The organism is Methylobacter luteus IMV-B-3098 (genome assembly GCF_000427625.1).
Taxonomy (GTDB): Bacteria; Pseudomonadota; Gammaproteobacteria; order Methylococcales; family Methylomonadaceae; genus Methylobacter; species Methylobacter luteus.
Genome location: NZ_KE386569.1, coordinates 3,762,713 through 3,777,598 on the forward strand (window position 1 = coordinate 3,762,713; position 14,886 = coordinate 3,777,598).

23 protein-coding genes and 4 pseudogenes are annotated in these 14,886 nt (G+C 42.3%); 23 read left to right on the plus strand and 4 right to left on the minus strand.

Features of this window, described 5'->3' with window-relative positions; translation table 11 throughout:
- The first annotated feature begins 14 nt into the window (after positions 1 to 14).
- The 20 genes from rplP to rplQ all read left to right on the plus strand — a co-directional run bounded on the left by rplP (position 15) and on the right by rplQ (position 9,369).
- Entirely contained in the window at positions 15 to 428 is a 414-nt protein-coding gene (rplP, locus tag METLU_RS0119930; protein ID WP_027159774.1) for a 50S ribosomal protein L16, read from the plus strand.
- Positions 428 to 619 (plus strand): 50S ribosomal protein L29, encoded by a 192-nt coding sequence (rpmC, locus tag METLU_RS0119935; RefSeq protein WP_027159775.1) that lies wholly within the window; start codon positions 428 to 430, stop codon positions 617 to 619. The genes rplP and rpmC overlap by 1 nt, the downstream gene beginning before the upstream one ends.
- A 2-nt stretch (positions 620 to 621) precedes the next feature.
- Positions 622 to 885: a 30S ribosomal protein S17 gene (gene rpsQ / locus METLU_RS0119940; RefSeq protein ID WP_027159776.1), complete on the plus strand. Its 264-nt coding sequence runs from the start codon at positions 622 to 624 to the stop codon at positions 883 to 885.
- A 40-nt stretch (positions 886 to 925) separates the two neighbouring features.
- On the plus strand, positions 926 to 1,294 hold the full coding sequence (gene rplN, locus METLU_RS0119945; RefSeq protein ID WP_020159215.1) for a 50S ribosomal protein L14: 369 nt from the start codon (positions 926 to 928) through the stop codon (positions 1,292 to 1,294).
- Positions 1,295 to 1,308: 14 nt separating this feature from the next.
- On the plus strand, positions 1,309 to 1,626 hold the full coding sequence (gene rplX, locus METLU_RS0119950; protein ID WP_027159777.1) for a 50S ribosomal protein L24: 318 nt from the start codon (positions 1,309 to 1,311) through the stop codon (positions 1,624 to 1,626).
- A 15-nt stretch (positions 1,627 to 1,641) separates the two neighbouring features.
- Entirely contained in the window at positions 1,642 to 2,181 is a 540-nt protein-coding gene (gene rplE, locus METLU_RS0119955) for a 50S ribosomal protein L5 (RefSeq protein ID WP_027159778.1), read from the plus strand.
- 14 nt (positions 2,182 to 2,195) lie between these two features.
- Positions 2,196 to 2,501 carry a 30S ribosomal protein S14 gene (gene rpsN, locus METLU_RS27500; RefSeq protein ID WP_081679144.1) on the plus strand — a complete coding sequence of 102 codons (306 nt, stop codon included), beginning with the start codon at positions 2,196 to 2,198 and terminating at the stop codon, positions 2,499 to 2,501.
- A 30-nt stretch (positions 2,502 to 2,531) separates the two neighbouring features.
- Positions 2,532 to 2,927 carry a 30S ribosomal protein S8 gene (gene rpsH, locus METLU_RS0119960; RefSeq protein ID WP_027159779.1) on the plus strand — a complete coding sequence of 132 codons (396 nt, stop codon included), beginning with the start codon at positions 2,532 to 2,534 and terminating at the stop codon, positions 2,925 to 2,927.
- 14 nt (positions 2,928 to 2,941) lie between these two features.
- On the plus strand, positions 2,942 to 3,475 hold the full coding sequence (gene rplF / locus METLU_RS0119965; RefSeq protein WP_027159780.1) for a 50S ribosomal protein L6: 534 nt from the start codon (positions 2,942 to 2,944) through the stop codon (positions 3,473 to 3,475).
- A 9-nt stretch (positions 3,476 to 3,484) separates the two neighbouring features.
- Entirely contained in the window at positions 3,485 to 3,838 is a 354-nt protein-coding gene (gene rplR / locus METLU_RS0119970) for a 50S ribosomal protein L18 (RefSeq protein ID WP_027159781.1), read from the plus strand.
- Between the two features lie 9 nt (positions 3,839 to 3,847).
- Positions 3,848 to 4,354, plus strand: coding sequence for a 30S ribosomal protein S5 (rpsE, locus tag METLU_RS0119975; RefSeq protein WP_036243323.1), 507 nt, complete (start codon positions 3,848 to 3,850; stop codon positions 4,352 to 4,354).
- A 5-nt stretch (positions 4,355 to 4,359) separates the two neighbouring features.
- Positions 4,360 to 4,545, plus strand: coding sequence for a 50S ribosomal protein L30 (rpmD, locus tag METLU_RS27505; RefSeq protein WP_027159783.1), 186 nt, complete (start codon positions 4,360 to 4,362; stop codon positions 4,543 to 4,545).
- Positions 4,545 to 4,979 (plus strand): 50S ribosomal protein L15, encoded by a 435-nt coding sequence (gene rplO / locus METLU_RS0119985; protein ID WP_027159784.1) that lies wholly within the window; start codon positions 4,545 to 4,547, stop codon positions 4,977 to 4,979. The genes rpmD and rplO overlap by 1 nt, the downstream gene beginning before the upstream one ends.
- Positions 4,980 to 5,000: 21 nt before the next feature.
- Complete coding sequence (gene secY / locus METLU_RS0119990; RefSeq protein WP_027159785.1) at positions 5,001 to 6,302, plus strand: preprotein translocase subunit SecY; 1,302 nt, start codon at positions 5,001 to 5,003, stop codon at positions 6,300 to 6,302.
- A gap of 31 nt (positions 6,303 to 6,333) precedes the next feature.
- Positions 6,334 to 6,447 carry a 50S ribosomal protein L36 gene (rpmJ, locus tag METLU_RS27510; RefSeq protein ID WP_081679145.1) on the plus strand — a complete coding sequence of 38 codons (114 nt, stop codon included), beginning with the start codon at positions 6,334 to 6,336 and terminating at the stop codon, positions 6,445 to 6,447.
- A 76-nt stretch (positions 6,448 to 6,523) separates the two neighbouring features.
- Positions 6,524 to 6,880 carry a 30S ribosomal protein S13 gene (gene rpsM, locus METLU_RS0119995; protein ID WP_027159786.1) on the plus strand — a complete coding sequence of 119 codons (357 nt, stop codon included), beginning with the start codon at positions 6,524 to 6,526 and terminating at the stop codon, positions 6,878 to 6,880.
- A gap of 27 nt (positions 6,881 to 6,907) precedes the next feature.
- On the plus strand, positions 6,908 to 7,294 hold the full coding sequence (rpsK, locus tag METLU_RS0120000) for a 30S ribosomal protein S11 (RefSeq protein WP_027159787.1): 387 nt from the start codon (positions 6,908 to 6,910) through the stop codon (positions 7,292 to 7,294).
- Positions 7,295 to 7,313: 19 nt separating this feature from the next.
- Complete coding sequence (gene rpsD, locus METLU_RS0120005) at positions 7,314 to 7,934, plus strand: 30S ribosomal protein S4 (protein ID WP_027159788.1); 621 nt, start codon at positions 7,314 to 7,316, stop codon at positions 7,932 to 7,934.
- 21 nt (positions 7,935 to 7,955) lie between these two features.
- Positions 7,956 to 8,966: a DNA-directed RNA polymerase subunit alpha gene (locus METLU_RS0120010; protein WP_027159789.1), complete on the plus strand. Its 1,011-nt coding sequence runs from the start codon at positions 7,956 to 7,958 to the stop codon at positions 8,964 to 8,966.
- A gap of 22 nt (positions 8,967 to 8,988) precedes the next feature.
- Positions 8,989 to 9,369, plus strand: coding sequence for a 50S ribosomal protein L17 (rplQ, locus tag METLU_RS0120015; RefSeq protein WP_027159790.1), 381 nt, complete (start codon positions 8,989 to 8,991; stop codon positions 9,367 to 9,369).
- A 69-nt stretch (positions 9,370 to 9,438) separates the two neighbouring features.
- Here rplQ and fdxA read toward each other — a convergent pair whose 3' ends face one another.
- Both fdxA and METLU_RS25890 read right to left on the minus strand, forming a co-directional pair.
- Positions 9,439 to 9,762 (minus strand): ferredoxin FdxA, encoded by a 324-nt coding sequence (gene fdxA, locus METLU_RS27515; RefSeq protein ID WP_081679146.1) that lies wholly within the window; start codon positions 9,760 to 9,762, stop codon positions 9,439 to 9,441.
- 196 nt (positions 9,763 to 9,958) lie between these two features.
- Positions 9,959 to 10,768, minus strand: a pseudogene (locus tag METLU_RS25890) (IS256 family transposase); the annotation flags it as partial.
- Positions 10,769 to 10,913: 145 nt separating this feature from the next.
- On the opposite strand from METLU_RS25890, the gene METLU_RS25895 reads away from it, so the two are divergent.
- Complete coding sequence (locus METLU_RS25895) at positions 10,914 to 11,357, plus strand: hypothetical protein (protein WP_051300025.1); 444 nt, start codon at positions 10,914 to 10,916, stop codon at positions 11,355 to 11,357.
- Here METLU_RS25895 and METLU_RS29225 read toward each other — a convergent pair.
- Positions 11,354 to 12,511 (minus strand): annotated as a pseudogene (locus METLU_RS29225) (IS3 family transposase). The gene METLU_RS25895 and the pseudogene METLU_RS29225 sit on opposite strands and share 4 nt — an antisense overlap.
- Before the next feature lie 89 nt (positions 12,512 to 12,600).
- Between METLU_RS29225 and METLU_RS25905 the strand changes: the two are divergent.
- Positions 12,601 to 13,781 (plus strand): annotated as a pseudogene (locus METLU_RS25905) (IS3 family transposase).
- A gap of 87 nt (positions 13,782 to 13,868) precedes the next feature.
- Positions 13,869 to 14,132, plus strand: a pseudogene (locus METLU_RS0120050) (IS1 family transposase); the annotation flags it as partial.
- Between the two features lie 76 nt (positions 14,133 to 14,208).
- Here the strand turns inward: METLU_RS0120050 and METLU_RS0120055 are convergent.
- Entirely contained in the window at positions 14,209 to 14,883 is a 675-nt protein-coding gene (locus tag METLU_RS0120055) for a tetratricopeptide repeat protein (RefSeq protein ID WP_027159794.1), read from the minus strand.
- Positions 14,884 to 14,886 lie beyond the last annotated feature (3 nt).

Sequence of the window (14,886 nt, forward strand, 5' to 3'; positions counted from 1 at the left end):
GAAGGGATAAAGAAATGCTTCAACCTAAAAGAACAAAATTCCGTAAACAATTTAAAGGCAGAAATAACGGTACTGCCGTACGTGGATCGTCGGTAAGTTTTGGTGAATATGGTCTTAAGTCAATTAGTCGTGGTAGACTTACAGCCCGGCAAATTGAATCAGCTCGTAGAACGATTACAAGGCATGTTAAACGTGGTGGTAAAATCTGGATAAGAATTTTTCCTGATAAGCCCATTACTAAAAAACCTTTAGAAGTTCGTATGGGAAAAGGTAAAGGTAGTGTAGAATACTGGGTTGCTCAAGTCAGACCAGGAACAATGTTGTACGAGATACAGGGTGTTTCTGAAGAGTTGGCTCGGGAAGCTTTTGCTTTAGCTGCAGCTAAGTTACCTTTAAAAACAACTTTTACTGTTCGGACGATAATGTAATGAAAGCAAGTGAACTACGCCAAAAATCAAAAGACGAGTTAGGAGCTATGTTGCTCGATCTGTCGCGTGAGCAATTTAACCTTAGAATGCAAAAAGGAACAGGTCAGTTGTCAAAGCCTGATCAAGTGAAAAAGGTTAGACGCGATGTGGCACGTATTCAAACTATATTAAATGAAATGGCGAGCGCATGAATATGAGCGAAAATGCAACCAAGTTACGGACAATCACCGGTCGGGTTGTTAGTAATAAAATGGATAAAACTATTACGGTTTTAGTTGAGCGGATCGTTAAGCATCCTGTATATGGTAAATATGTTAAACGATCAACTAAAATGATGGCTCACGATGAACAAAATATTTGTCAGGAAGGCGATGTAGTATCAATTACATCATGCAGACCTATGTCTAAGAATAAAACTTTTAGATTAGTCGAAGTCTTAGAAAGTGCTAACAAATAGTACGCAAGCTATTTAATATTCAGATAATTGGGAATAAATCATGATTCAGATGCAAACTAACCTTGACGTCGCCGACAACAGTGGCGCAAAAAGGGTCATGTGTATCAAAGTATTAGGGGGTTCGCATAGACGTTATGCTGGCATTGGTGACATTATCAAAGTCAGTATTAAAGATGCTATTCCTCGTGGAAGAGTAAAAAAAGGCGAAGTTTATAATGCTTTAGTCGTTAGAACCCGTAAAGGTGTGCGTCGTCCAGATGGATCGGTAATTAGATTCGATGGAAATGCGGCAGTTATTCTGAATAACAATTTACAGCCACTTGGTACACGTATTTTTGGCCCTGTAACACGTGAGCTAAGAGGTGAGAAATTCATGAAAATTATCTCACTTGCTCCTGAAGTATTATAAGGTAGGGTTGAAAAATGCAAAAAATTAAACAAGGTGATGAAGTTATCGTTCGCACTGGTAAGGATAAAGGTAAGAGCGGTAGAGTTTTAAAGGTTTTAAAAGACAATAAAGTTTTGATTGAAGGAATCAATCAGGTCAAAAAAAACCAAAGACCTAATCCAAATGCAGGTATTTCAGGTGGAATTATAGTCAAGGATATGCCTATCAATATTTCCAATGTCGGACTATATAATCCTGAAACTAAAAAAGCAGATCGTGTCGGCTTTAAGTTTCTAGAAGATGGAAAGAAAGTCAGATATTTTAAGTCAACAAACGAAGTTGTTGATGTGTAAGGTGTAGATAAAATCATGGCTAGACTAGAAACCGAATACAAAGAAAGAATCCTTCCGGCACTAATAGAGCAGTTCGGCTATAAATCCGTAATGCAAGCTCCGCGTCTGACAAAAATAACACTCAATATGGGGGTTGGCGGTGCCGTTGCGGATAAAAAGATCCTGCAATCTGCTGTTAGCGATATGGAAAAGATCTCCGGTCAAAAACCGGTTATTACCTTGGCAAGAAAATCAATTGCTGGTTTTAAAATTCGTGATGATATGCCTATCGGTTGTAAAGTGACTTTACGTAGCGATAGAATGTACGAATTTTTAGATCGTTTAATCACTATATCTATTCCTCGAATTCGAGATTTTCGTGGATTAAGCCCTAAAAGCTTTGATGGGCGTGGTAATTATTCAATGGGCGTCAAAGAGCAGATCATTTTTCCTGAAATTGATTATGATAAGATAGACGCTTTGCGTGGTATGGATATTACTATCACAACAACAGCTCAAACTAATGAAGAAGGTTTGGCTTTGTTAAAGCTTTTTAATTTTCCATTTAAGAACTAAAGGGCGATTTTAACATGGCAAAAAAGTCAATGATTGCGCGTGAAGACAAGCGTAAGAAATTAGTGCAAAAGTATGATGCTAAACGTAAATCTTTGAAAGAAATTATCAGAGATCCAAACGCTTCATACGAAGATAAAGAGTCTGCTCATTTGCAACTTCAAAAATTACCAAGAGATTCCAGCGTAACGAGAGTACGTAACCGTTGTAATTTAACTGGACGTCCTCATGGGTATTATCGCAAGTTCGGTCTTAGCCGAAATAAGTTAAGAGAAGCAACCATGCGGGGTGATGTTCCCGGTGTTGTGAAGGCGAGTTGGTAATATCTGTTAGTTAAGTTGGAGAAATAGAAAATGAGTATGACAGACCCAGTAGCAGATATGTTGACCCGCATTAGAAATGGGCAATCTGCTGGTAAAAGAACCATTAAACAACCTTCGTCAAAATTAAAAGTATCAATTGCAAAAGTGTTGAAAGAAGAAGGTTATATTACAGACTTTAGCACTGAAACAAACGGCAGTCATACAGAGATGACTATCGAGTTGAAATATTATAAAGGTGCGCCAGTAATTGAAAGCTTAAAAAGAATTAGTAAGCCTGGTTTACGCATTTATAAATCTAAAGACGAATTGCCGAAAGTTCTCGGCGGGTTAGGTATTGCTATTGTTTCAACATCAAACGGTGTTATGACAGATAGAGCGGCTCGTGCGATTGGACATGGCGGCGAAGTTATTTGCACTGTTTGTTAATTGTAGGCCAGTTTATGTCAAGAATTGCTAAAGCTCCAGTTACTATCCCTAGCGGTGTAGATATAAAACTAGATGGTAATAATATGACCGTAAAAGGAAGTAAAGGTCAATTATCATACGATTTTAACCCATCAATAAGCATACATATTGCAGATAATGTAATTCAAATGCAATGGGATAAAGATAATAAATTAGCTACTGCTCAAGCTGGAACTGCTAGGGCAATCGTAAACAACATGGTTACAGGTGTATCTGCAGGATTCGAAAAGAAACTTACATTGATTGGTGTAGGTTACAGGGCACAAGCAAAAGGGAATATCCTCAATCTAGCACTTGGTTTTTCTCATCCAGTAGACTTTGAAGTACCTGCAGGCATTACGGTTGAAACACCTACTCAAACTGAAATTGTAGTTAAGGGAAGTGATAAACAGCAAGTTGGTCAGGTAGCGGCAAAAATCAGAGCATATCGCCCACCTGAACCTTATAAAGGCAAAGGTGTTAGATATACTGAAGAGCATGTTGTTAGAAAAGAAGCTAAGAAGAAGTAAGGTAGCGTGATGGAAAAGAAACAGTCTCGTTTAAAGCGCGCATTAAAATTGCGTAGCAAGATTAAGAAATTAAATACAACCCGTTTGTCCATTCATAAAACTTCACAGCACATATATGCTCAAGTTATAAGTGGAGATGGAACAACTACATTGGCTAGCGCTTCAACTACTCAGTCAGAAATTAGATTAGCTCTAAAAAATACAGGGAATATCGAAGCTGCTACTGAAGTAGGGAAATATATTGCTCAGAAAGCTATTGCTGCTGGAATCACAGAAGTTGCTTTTGATCGTTCAGGATTTAAATACCATGGTCGTGTTAAAGCATTAGCTGATGCTGCACGTGAAGCCGGATTAAAATTTTAGGGGTATAGAATGGCTACAGCACCTTCTCAAGGTAGTACAGACGGATTGCAAGAAAAATTGGTTTCTGTAAGACGTGTTGCAAAAGTGGTAAAAGGCGGTAGGGTTTTTGGTTTCACTGCATTAACTGTTGTTGGTGATGGTGAAGGGCGTGTAGGTTACGGCGTCAGTAAAGCGCGTGAAGTACCTATAGCAATACAAAAGTCTCTTGAGCAAGCACGAAAAAACATGCGTAAGGTTTCGTTAAAAGGTGATACTTTGCAGTATCCTATTATGTCTTCAACTGGAGCGGCAAAAGTTTACATGCAGCCAGCCTCTGAAGGTACTGGTATTATTGCTGGTGGCGCTATGAGAGCTGTATTTGAAGTTGTAGGCGTACATAACGTATTGGCTAAATGTATTGGTACGAGTAATCCTATTAACGTAGTTAGAGCGACTATTGATGGGCTTACAGGAATGCACAATGCCAACCAAATAGCTGCAAAGCGCGGCTTATCAGTTGAACAAATTATTGGGTAATTGCGATGGCTGGTACTAAGTTAAGTGTAACGATGATAAAAAGCAAATTTGGACGGTTACCGCGTCATCAAGCTTGTCTAAAAGGCTTGGGTTTGCGCAAAATTAACCAAACGGTTGAAGTGCTGAATACAGCAGAAAACCGAGGTATGATAAACAAGATATCGTACATGTTAAAAGTCGAGGAAGTGTAATGTTTTTAAATACCATCCAGGCAAGTGAAGGATCGCGTAAAAAATCTAAACGAGTGGGGCGTGGAATTGGGTGTACACTCGGGAAAACATGTGGAAGAGGTCATAAAGGGCAAAAAGCCCGCAGTGGAGGCTTTCATAAAGTAGGATTTGAAGGTGGACAGATGCCACTTCAACGTCGTTTACCAAAAATTGGATTTACTTCCAGAGTCAATAAATTTTCAGCAGAAGTTCGTTTGAGTGAATTGAGTACTTTAAATGCTGATACAGTTGATTTAAAGGTATTGATTGAAGAGAATATCGTGCCAGCGTTTACGAAAAAGGCAAAGATAATTAAATCTGGCGAAGTAAATAAAGCAGTTACAGTTAAAGGTCTCAAGGTAACAGGTGGTGCTAAGGAATCTATCGAAGCTGCTGGCGGCAAAGTAGAGGTTTAAGTGAGTACTTCAAGAGCTCAAATGGCTGGCAAAGTTGGTGGATTCTCAGAGCTGAAAGCAAGACTTCTTTTTGTTTTAGGGGCTTTTTTTGTTTACAGAGTTGGAGCGCATATTCCAGTTCCCGGGATAGATCCAAAGGCCCTTGCTGTGATGTTTGAACAGCAAAGTGGGTCGATTTTGGATATGTTTAACATGTTCTCTGGTGGCGCATTGATGCGCCTAAGCCTTTTTGCTCTTGGTATAATGCCTTATATTTCAGCATCAATCATTATGCAATTGATGACTGTTGTCATACCTGCTATGGAGCAGATAAAGAAAGAAGGCGAATCCGGTAGGCGTAAAATATCTCAATATACAAGATATGGCACAGTTGTTTTAGCAACTTTTCAAGCGATAGGTATATCGCTGGCGTTGCAAAATCAATCTGCAGGTGGGCTTTCGGTCGTTTTGAATCCTGGTGTTGGTTTTATTGTAATTACAACAATTACGTTGGTTACCGGGACTATTTTCTTGATGTGGCTGGGTGAGCAGGTAACTGAGCGAGGAATTGGTAATGGCATTTCTCTTATTATTTTTGCAGGTATCGTTTCTGGGCTGCCTAAAGCAATCGGTGGGACATTGGAATTGGCAAGAACCGGGGAAATGAATGCGGGATTCATTATTTTATTATTCTTGTTGTCGCTTTCAGTAACAGCGCTTGTTGTTTTTGTTGAAAGAGGGCAGAGAAGGATCCTCATTAATTATCCTAAAAGGCAACAAGGGCGTAAGATGTATGGTGGACAAAGTAGTTTTTTGCCATTGAAGCTCAATATGGCTGGTGTTATACCCCCCATCTTCGCTTCGAGCATCATCTTATTTCCAGCAACTATAGCCGGATGGTTTGGTAATGCTGATGGATTTACTTGGCTTCAAGATGTTGCGACCATGTTGTCACCGGGGCAGCCTATTTATGTTATGCTTTATGCGGCAGCTATTGTTTTCTTCTGTTTCTTTTACACTGCGCTAGTATTTAACTCAAAAGAAACGGCTGAGAACTTAAAAAAATCCGGAGCATTTCTGCCTGGTATAAGACCTGGTTTACAGACCAGTTCGTATATCGATAAGGTTATGACACGATTGACTTTAATCGGTGCTTTCTATATCACTCTGGTGTGCTTATTGCCTGAATTTTTGATAGTATATTGGAATGTTCCGTTCTATTTTGGTGGTACTTCTTTATTAATTATTGTTGTGGTCGTAATGGATTTCATTTCACAAATGCAAACGCATATTATGTCTCAGCAATATGAAGGTTTGATGAAGAAAGCCAACCTGAAAAAATAATTTTTGTGTAAAAACAACTTCGGAGTTAGCGGTGAAAGTTAGAGCTTCTGTAAAAACAATTTGTAGAAAATGTAAAGTGGTAAAAAGAAATGGCGTTGTCAGGGTTATCTGTGTAGATGGTAGACACAAACAGCGCCAAGGCTAAAATTTGTTGCGCTATAATTACTGCAATGCTATAATTCGGCGCTTAACTTTAGAGTAATACTCAGGGGAGTATCTAGATGGCACGTATTGCCGGGATAAATGTACCAGATCATAAACATGCGGTAATCGCTTTAACTTCGATTTATGGTATTGGTCGTCAAACTGCAAGTGAAATTTGCGTTGAGGTAGGTATAACGCCTTCCATAAAAATAAAAGAACTGACTGAAGAGCAATTAGAAGCTATTCGTAATGTGGTTTCAAAGATGACAGTGGAAGGTGATCTGCGTCGTGAAGTTTCTATGAATATCAAACGTTTGATGGATCTAGGTTGCTATCGCGGAATAAGACATCGTAGAGGTTTGCCTTTAAGAGGGCAGAGAACGAGAACGAATGCTCGTACTCGAAAAGGACCGCGTAAACCTATTAAAAAATAAGATATTCCTTTATAGAGGTTCTAAGTAATGGCTAGTCCAAATCGTTCTAGAAAACGTATAAAAAAAGAAGTGGCAGATGGTATTGCGCATGTGCATGCTTCTTTCAATAACACAATCATAACTATCACTGATAGAAAAGGCAACGCGCTATCTTGGGCAACTTCAGGTGGATCTGGATTCCGTGGCTCAAGGAAAAGTACCCCTTTTGCAGCTCAGGTAGCAGCTGAAAAAGCAGGTGCAGTCGCACAGGAGTTCGGTATGAAAAATCTTGATGTTATGATTAAAGGTCCTGGTCCTGGCCGTGAGTCTGCGGTTCGTTCATTGAATAATCTAGGATTTAAAATTAATAATATTGTAGATGTGACGCCAATTCCACATAATGGTTGCCGTCCTCCTAAGAAACGCCGCGTATAAGAATCTGGAGTAGTTTATTATGGCAAGATATCTTGGACCTACCTGTAAATTAAGTCGAAGAGAAGGTACTGATCTGTTTTTGAAAAGCAGAGGAAAGTCCCTGGAAAATAAATGTAAGTTGGATCAGCGGCCTGGTCAACATGGTACAAAGCGTACAAGAAGCTCTGATTATGCCCTTCAGTTGAGAGCAAAACAGCGCCTGCGCAGAATCTATGGAATTTTAGAAAAACAATTTCGTAATTATTACAAATCTGCCGATATGAAGAAAGGCGCAACCGGCGAGAACCTGTTGAACCTTCTGGAATCCAGACTTGATAATGTTGTCTATCGTATGGGCTTTGCTTCTACTAGAGCAGAGGCTCGTCAGTTGGTTTGCCATAAATCTATCCAGGTCAATGGTGTTCTGATAAATGTGCCATCTTATCAGGTAAATCCTGGTGACGTGTTAGCAATCAGAGAAAAAGCAAAAAAACAGCAAAGAATCATTGATGCATTGACTGTATCTGAACAGTATGGTTTTCCTTCTTGGGTTGAAGTTAATTCAAAAGCTATGTCTGGCACATTTAATTCATTGCCTGATCGTGTAGATTTAGGAAGTGATATTAATGAACAGCTAGTTGTGGAACTTTACTCTAAATAATTGTAGTTCTGAGGAATATAAATGCAGAATTCTATTTCTGGCTTATTGAAGCCTCGATTAGTTGAGGTTGTAAGTAAAACACCTAATCATTCAAGAATTGTTATTGAGCCGCTAGAGCGTGGTTTTGGACATTCTCTTGGAAATGCTTTAAGGCGTGTACTGTTATCTACAATTCCAGGCTGTGCAGTTACAGATGTTGAAATTGAAGGTGTTCTTCATGAGTATACAACTATAGAAGGTGTTCAAGAAGATGTAATTGATATTCTGCTAAACCTCAAGAAGTTGGCAGTTGTGCTTCATTCAAAAGATGAAGTTGAGTTAACTCTTACTAAAACTGGTGCAGGTTGCGTTACGGCGGCTGATATTAACATTCCTCACGACGTTGAAATTATAAATCCTGAATTAGTAATCGCCAATTTAACACAAACTGGCGTATTAAACATGAAGATCAGAGTGCGAAGAGGAAGAGGTTACGAGCCTGTTAGTGTTCGTAAATCAAATTCTGATCACGGATCTGTTGTTGGCGCCTTGCAGCTTGATGCTTCGTATAGCCCAATTGTTAAAGTGGCTTACCAGGTTGAGAGTACACGTGTAGAACAGCGAACTAATTTAGATAAACTAATTATCGAACTGGAAACAAATGGAACTGTTGATCCAGAAGAGACCATTAAACTCGCTGCGACTATTCTTCATGATCAGTTATCTGTATTTGTTGATTTTGAAAAGGTAAATGATCAGCTTACAGAAGAGCCGGTAGAAGTCGAAGAAATTTTTGACCCTGTTCTTCTTCGTCCTGTTGATGACCTTGAATTGACAGTGCGTTCTGCTAATTGTTTGAAAGCTGAGAATATTTTTTATATTGGTGATTTAATTCAGCGCACTGAAGTTGAATTATTAAAAACTCCAAATCTCGGCAAAAAATCTTTAACAGAAATAAAAGACATTCTTGCCTTAAAAGGTTTGTCTCTGGGTATGCGCTTGGAAAACTGGCCCCCTGAGAACCTGGCAGATCAAAACCACGCAGTAAATTAACTAACTTTAGGTCATTCTTGCAATGAGACATCGTAAATCCGGTAGAAAATTCAACATAAATAGCAGTCACCGTAAGGCGCTATTTAGCAACATGGCTGGCTCATTATTTAAACATGAGCTTATTAAAACTACTTTACCAAAAGCTAAAGAATTAAGAAGTTTTGCTGAGCCTTTGATCACATTATCTAAAGTAGATAATGTGGCTAAAAGACGTCTCGCATTCTCTAGATTACGCGATCGTGAAGTTGTAACTAAACTATTTAATGAACTTGGTCCTCGCTATCAAAATAGAGCGGGCGGCTATTTACGCATTATGAAATGCGGATTTAGACCTGGTGATAATGCACCTATGGCATATGTCGAGCTTGTTGATAGGCCTGAAATAAATACTATAGAAGACTAGTCTTTTATAGACATAAAAAAAGCCGGTTAAACCGGCTTTTTTTATGTCTTAAGATAAGAGATATCTTTTCTATCTTTCCAGTAAATCAATTTTACTTGGTTTACCGTTCCATTCTTCAGCATCGGATAGAGGTGATTTTACTTCGGTTATAACAGGCCATTGTTTGGACAGTTCAGCATTGAGTTGGAGGAAAATTTCTTGTCCTGCCGGTAATTCATCCTCGGCAAAGATAGCGTTGGCCGGGCATTCGGGTTCGCATAATGTGCAATCGATGCACTCATCTGGATCTATTACGAGGAAATTAGGGCCTTCACGAAAGCAATCTACAGGGCATACATCAACACAGTCAGTAAATTTACATTTAATACAGTTTTCAGTGACTACAAAAGTCATAATTATTACCAAGAAAGTTGTAGGGAAAAATTAATAATTAATTTAATTTGCATCTTAGCAGAAAGTGATAGCTGATAAAACACTGAGTTAGGTGAGAGGCATTATTAATTAATGTAATTGTGGGTGTAGAGTTTTATTTGCCTTAAGCTTATTGATTCAAGATGGTATCCTGAATTTTGTGTAAACGGGGTTTAGGTTATCGCCTAAGCATCCGATCCTCGAATTGAATGGTAAACTGATTCAAAGCGGCTTTCCAATCGCGCAATGGCATGGGTCATTTCTTACTGATGTTCATTAGCGCCAAATAAAACAATTTCAGCAAGGCCTCGTCGTTGGGGAATGAGCCGCGGTTCTTGGTGATTTTGCGCAGGCTCATGTTCACCGACTCAATCGCATTGGTGGTATAGATGATCCGGCGGATTTTCGGTGGGTAATCAAAGAGCGGAATAATGCGGTCCCAGTGGCGTCGCCAGCTTTGGGCAATCGGCGGATAGACTTCATGCCACTTGGCCTCGAATTCGGCAAGGCGCTGTTGGGCCTCGTCGACCGTCGTAGCCTGATAGATCGCCTTCAGATCAGCGGCGACCTCGGCCCGCCGTTTCCAGTTCACGAAGTTCAGGCTATTACGCACCAGGTGTACGATACACAATTGCACCACCGCTTGAGGATAGACTGCTTCGATCGCTTCGGGGAAGCCTTTCAAACCGTCGACACAGGCAATGAAGATGTCCTGAACGCCGCGATTCTTGAGTTCGGTGACCACTTGCAGCCAAAGCTTGGCTCCTTCGGTCTGGGCAATCCATAGCACGAGCACCTCTTTTTCGCCGGTCAGATTGATGTCAATAGCCAGATACACCGCTTTAACCCGCACGGCACCGGTATCGAGGACTTTGACGTGGATGCAATCATGGGATCGAGCGGCCGCGTGCCAGGTCTTCACTTCATCGCTGACGGCATCGGTCACAGAGGAAATCAAGCAGGAAGACACCTCGGTGCCGTACATCTCGTGTTCGGCGACAATTACCCTGTCCGGTCGGCGACAATTATCTTGACCGGTTGACCGATACGTAGGACAAGGCTGGATTTCAACTTAATGTGGAGTCCACCTCTTGCCTGGAAAACGTATTACTCAACATCAAGAGAGTTTATATATGAGCAAACGTCAACAAGGACAGAGCCAGGAAACAGCCGCCGCTTGTGCCGCTATTTCTGAGCGTTCCGGCCGCCGGATAGAAAAAGGTGAGCGTCAATCGATTCCGGGAGAACGCCATTGGCGGACGCGCGAAGATCCGTTAGAGGTCATTTGGGAAAAGGAACTGGTGCCCTTGCTAGAGCGAGAACCGCAATTAACGGGCTTAACGCTTTGGGAATATCTGGAAGATGAACACGCCGGTCAATTCCCCTTCCGGGTCTTGCGCACCCTGCAGCGCCGGGTCAAACATTGGAAAGCCACGCAAGGGCCGGATAAGGTCGTCATTTTTCGCCAATCGGTACCGGCGGGTCAGCAAGGTTTATCAGACTTCAGCCATCCAGCTACTGGCATCACGCTCCAGGGCGAAGTGAGGTGGTCAAGAAAAATCGACCAAACCAGTTAAGCAACTTTCTGTAATTGGCTCATCTCAGCTTCATACTGATTGGGACTTTTGTACCCCAGGTACGAATGCAGCCGGTAAGGGTTATAAAACATCGCGATATAATTCAAAATATCCTGCTGCGCTTCATACCGGGTTTGATAATTTCGCCATTGCACGCGCTCCTGCTTCAAGCTGCCAAAGAAGCTTTCCACCACGGAGTTGTCCCAACAATTGCCTTTCCGGCTCATGCTGCCTTGGAAGCCATGGGTCTCCAGTAAGTGTCGAAACGCTTTGCTCGCATATTGAGCGCCGCGATCTGAATGGTGAATCAGGACGGCGTTGCCAGATCGCCATCGTCAAGGCATCGCACACCAGTTCCGCCTTCATGCGGGAACTCATGCTCCAGCCGACCACCTTTCTTGAATACAGATCCAGTACCACGGCCAGGTATAACCAGCCTTCCTGGGTCCAGATATAGGTTACGTCCGAAGCATAAACCCGATTGGGCTGATCCACCTCAAACGGTCGATTCAGTAAGTTATTGAACACCGGTTGGGAGTGCTGGCTATTGGTCGTCACTTTATATTTCTTGCGGTAGCGCACCTGTACATCGGCATCTTTCATCAGGCTTCTGGTCTTGCCTCTACCGAAAGAATAACCGCAGCCATCCAGGGCCTGTTGCATGCGCCGGCTGCCATAACTGTGATCGCTGGCCACATCGATGTCCTTGACACATTGCAGCAGCGCTTGATGCGCCTGGTCTTCCGACTTATTCCGCCGGTGTTTCTGGAAGCGGTAGTAGCCATTGCGTTTGACGCCCAAAGTTCGACACATCAGGTCAATCGGCCAGGTCTTCTTCTGTTGGGCAATGAACGAATATTTCATTTCATTTCTTTGGCAAAGAAGAACGTCGCTTTTTTTAAAACTTCTTTCTCCATTTTCAGACGCCGGTTTTCTTCCCTCAACCGGCGAATTTCTTGCTGCTCCTCAGTCAGCTTGCCGTTGCCTCGAAAAGCCTGCCCTTCCTCGTTATCATGTTCCTTGATCCAGCGCCCTAGCATATTGGCATTGATAGACAGGTTTCGGGCAGCTTCGGTTTGACTGTAGCCTTGTTCCAGAACCAGACTGATGGCGTCTAGCTTGAATTCTTTTGAATACTTTTTTCTTGTGGTCATTTTTTACTCCAGTTAAGGTCATTTGTAGTGGTTTAATTTTGATGGACACCGTTATAGGAGGAAAATACCCTACCTAAACGGAGAAAATGATGACTCAAAAACGTAGAAAATTCGATGCCTGCTTCAAGCTTAAAGTCGTGCAATTGATCAAAGATCAAGGCCTGAGCGTCAGCCAGGTTTGCCAGGATATGAATCTGAGCGAGACGGCCGTCAGGCGCTGGCTAAGACAGGTGGATGCGGAACTGGCTGGCAAGACGGGTATCGGCCAGCCATTAACCGCCGAGCAGCAACGCATTCGCCAACTGGAAGCTGAGAACCGACAACTGAAACTGGACAACGATATCTTAAAAAAAGCCTCGGCCTTCTTCGCCCGGGAACTGAAGTGAGCTACCGGCTGGTTCATCAGTTGCAACAGAAGGCCGTTCCGGTTCAGCACAGCTGCCGGGTCCTGGACGTCAGCCGTTCCGGCTATTATGCCGCTCAATATCGTGCCCGGCGGCCGGCAGCGGTCTGCGCTACGACGGTACAGTTACAAAGCGTGTTCGAAGCGAATGGGCGTTGTTATGGCAGTCGACGTCTACAAGGCGCATTAAAGACCCAAGGTATCCGGATTGGCCGCTGCCGGGTGCGCCGCTTGATGCGGGATCATCAGCTCAAGCCGGTGTGGAAGCGCAAGTTTGTCCATACCACCGACAGTCGGCATAATTTGCCCGTGTTCGACAATGTGCTCAATCGCCAGTTTGAACCGGCCGCACCGAATCGGGCCTAGGTGGCGGACATCACGTATATTCGCACACGGAGCGGCTGGCTGTACCTGGCGGCCGTACTGGACTTGTATGCGCGCAAAATCGTGGGCTGGGCCATGGCGCCCAACATGCCGGCGGAACTGGTGTGTTCGGCCTTGCAGATGGCACTCTGTCAGCGCCAGCCGCCACCGGGTCTGATTGTCCATTCTGACCGGGGCAGCCAGTATGCCAGCCAGGATTACCGGGACTTATTGGCTCGATACGACTTGCAAGGCAGCATGAGCCGTCGAGGTAATTGCTGGGATAACAGTGTCATGGAGCGTTTCTTTCTGAACCTGAAAATGGAACGGGTTTGGCAGCAGGACTATGCCAATCATGAAGAAGCCATACGCGATGTTACCGACTATATCGTCAATTTTTACAACAGCCGGCGATTGCACTCCAAGCTGGGCTATCTGTCGCCCAACGACTATGAGCGAAAAATGACAGAAAAACAACCTATTCAGGTGTCCGAAAAAACTTGACCACTACAATTATCTCTTAACTGGACTGATCAATTCTATTAGACCACCTCAACTATCTTCTCCTCTTTCGATCAGCTGTTACAGACGCTGTTAAAAGAGCGCTTACAAACAACCAACGTCATAAGTGATTATTGGCGCCCTTATGAACAATTTGTCCCGAAAGAGCTTCATACGCAATTAATGGCTGAAACCTATACCGTGGAAGGCTATAACAGCTTATTCAGGCATTTTCTTGCCCGGCTACGCAGAAAGTCAAAATGCTATAGCAAAAGCAAGACGATCATGCTGAACTATTCCGTAATGCTTCTGATGTTCAAATGGAATGGAGAGCTGGATACTATACTTTATTAACAATGCCCACAAAAATTCTTACACCCTGATTCAAGTCAATAGTCAGTCAATTATTTAATCATTGGTTTCGTGCTTGCTAATTAAATAATGACAGAGACAAGCCTTTTGTGCCGTTGACTTTTCGCTCTTTAGCGTTTTTCAGAGCAAGGCTTGCTTCTGCTTTGAGCTGATTGTCTGCATAAAGTTGTTCATCGCGTGCCGGAGAGGTAGCTGCCTTTTCGAAATATTTTATAGCTTCATCGGCTTTATCGTGCGCTAGGAGAAAATCACCGTAGAAATAATTGGTATCAATGCCATTAGGATTGATCTGAAGAGCTGTTTCTAACATTTCTTGAGCAGTTCTGTCATCACCAAATGCTATAGGCCATTTAGGCACCATATAATAAAGTGTACCTAAGGTAACATAAGCAGATCCATTCATGGTTTCTGGATTTATCTGTATAGCTTTGATTAATAGAGCGCGAGCCTCCTTAATTGTTTTAAGTGCGGTAAGCGCATCCTGGTGATCGGCATGTGTGACTTTTACAACAGCTTTCCAGAAAATAAGATCAGAATCATTCGGATGTCGCTCTGATAAAGTCATGATCTTACCAAGGAGTTGCTGATAAGCCTGACTTTGTTTTGATTTTGGGGTGCTGTAATAAATGGATGCCCATTCAGTCTCAATGTTTTGCAAAGAAACTTTTAAGTTGTCTGCAAAACATTGAGTCGATAGCAGTAGTAATAATGCAACAAAAGTTGTTTTTTTCATACG